Here is a 2,503-nt window from a genome sequence, read left to right as displayed (position 1 = left end):
GCCACCAGACGCTTCTGATCGGTGTCGTCTCCGCGGGCAATCACCACCGCCTCGCGTACGCCGTGGCATTGCACTAATTGCGTCTCGATTTCCCCCAGTTCAATCCGGAAACCGCGCAGTTTGACCTGAAAATCGTTGCGGCCGAGATATTCGATATTGCCATCGGGCAGCCAGCGACCCAAGTCGCCGGTTTTATACATACGGGTTTCAGGGGCACCGGAGAACAGATCAGGTACAAAACGTTCGGCAGTGAGTTCTGGCCGATTCAGATAACCACGGGCAACCCCTGCGCCGCCAATATAGATTTCACCGGCAACTCCGATGGGAACGGGCTGACCCTGAGTATCAAGAATATAGAGACTCGTATTGGCGAGCGGATAGCCAATCGGGATTATGTCTGTGACACAAGGAGAACGGTTATCCAGTTTCAATACCGTGGCTATAACGGTGGTTTCCGTTGGGCCGTAGGAGTTTATCCATTGGCAAGACTGGGTTTCAGGTAACGATTGCCAAGTATTGAAATGACGAAGTTCGGCTTTTTCACCGCCGACGATAACCAGGCGCAAAGAAGGGCTGAATCCACAGCGGCCAGCCGCCATCTCTTGTACCCACAGGTGCCAGAAAGCCGTGGGCAGGTCGGAAACTGTAATTTCCTGTTGCTGCAAGAACTGACTAAAAATGATATCAGGTAGGCGAAGGTGGTCTGGGCGCAGAACTAATGTCGCACCGGCAGTCAAGGTGGCGAAAATATCTGATACGGTGGTATCAAAGGCGACAGACGTCAATTGCAGTACACGGTCAGATGGTGTCAGTGCATTAGTCTGGCATTGAACATGGACAAAATTGACCACATTGTGATGTTCAATCATGACTCCTTTTGGCTGTCCCGTGGAACCAGAAGTATAGATGACATAGGCCAGATGATGCGGAGCCAATCCCTGCTGGTGCGGTTCGGGATTTTGAACGGATTGGTGTTCCACGGCCGCCAAATGGTCGTCATTGTCCATGATCCAAACTGGCACATCGGTTGATAAACGATGCTGTAAATGCTGTTGAGTCAGCAATAATTTGGGCGCGCAGTCTGACAAAATATAGGCTAGCCGCTCGGTGGGATATTCAGGATCTAATGGGACATAACCGGCACTGGCTTTCAAAATGCCTAATAGGCCAATGAGCATATCCAAACTGCGTTTAACATAAATTGCCACCCGATCATCGGGGCGTACACCAAAGGCAATCAGGTGATGTGCCAGTTGATTGGCGCGGCGATTCAGCTCGTGATAACTCAGCGATTGTTCTTCGAAAACCACGGCCGTGGCCTCTGGGCTACGTTGAACTTGGTTTTCGAAAAGTTGGTGGATTAAGGCATCTTGCGGGAAGTCGGACTGGGTGGCGTTGAAATCGACCAGTAACTGCTGGCGTTCTGTGGCCGGCAGAATGGAGATGGTTGCGATCGGCCGCTGGGGATGGGTTTCTAACGCGTCGACCAGACCCGTCAGGGCAGTGATCATATAGGCGAGCAGGCTAGCGGGATCGATATCTGACATGGCCTGAGCAACCAACTGGAATTCTTTGCCCAAATCATCTACGGACAAACTGATGGGATAGTGGGTTCTCTCCTGTGCTGCCAGCAGGCGTATTCCTTCCCAAGTGGTGTGGGTGCTATCCGGTTTGCTATGGCGATAGTTGAGCAGGGTGCTGAAAAGTGGCAGGGGGGGAGCTACACCGCTACAGCGTTGTGCCAGTGCCAGCGGCGCCTGTTCGTGTTCAAACAGGGCACTTAGGCTACGGTAGGTTTCCTGCACCACATTCAGGACATCAAGCCCTGCAAGGGTAACGCGTATGGGCAGGGTATTGATAAACACACCCAGTGCCCGCTCGATGCCGGCACTGCCCTGCATACGCCCCAGCAAGACCGTGCCGAAGACCACATCATCCCGCCCGCTGACTTTAGCCAGTACCTGCGCCCAGGCAATATGAAACAGTACACTGGGACTGATCCCCTGACGGCGGGCTTGAGTGCGGATCGCCTGAGCCAGTGCCGTGTCAAGTGACTGTGTGGCCTCCGTTACCTGTCTATCCCCGCTGTGAACATCCCGTATTCCGAAGGGGGCGGTCGGCGCATCGACATCGGCGAGCACGTCACGGAAGTAAGTTTCGTGCTCTGATGCCGGCACACGCAAGGACTGGGCGACAAAGTGACGGTAAGGCAGTGTCACGGGTAAGTTCTCTGCATGCTTGTTTTTGCTGTAACTGTTTTTGGCATCACTGTGCAGCAGTTCGCTGATTTCAGCGATGATCAGCTCCAGTGTCATATGGTCACTGACCAGATGGTGGAAGCACAGAGCCAGCAACCATTCATTCTGGATCGGATCGTGGGCGATATTAGCAGCGAAGAGCGGTGCCTGACTGATATCGAGACGGCGCTGATGCGGATCAGTGTGCGCCAGCAATTGCGATGGGATGTCTTGCTCGTTGTTCGGCACAAAGGTGTCTATGCGCA

1 protein-coding gene is annotated in these 2,503 nt (G+C 53.6%); it reads right to left on the bottom strand.

Annotation, left to right across the window (positions count from 1 at the left end):
* Positions 1 to 2,503: non-ribosomal peptide synthetase (locus tag H8A87_RS19580; protein ID WP_198691545.1), on the bottom strand; the 2,503-nt coding region annotated here is incomplete at both ends.

Origin of the sequence: Xenorhabdus lircayensis (genome assembly GCF_016306625.1) — a bacterium.
Lineage (GTDB): Bacteria > Pseudomonadota > Gammaproteobacteria > Enterobacterales > Enterobacteriaceae > Xenorhabdus > Xenorhabdus lircayensis.
Note: the sequence above shows the minus strand (reverse complement) of the source record. Positions and strands in the feature narration are given on the sequence as shown.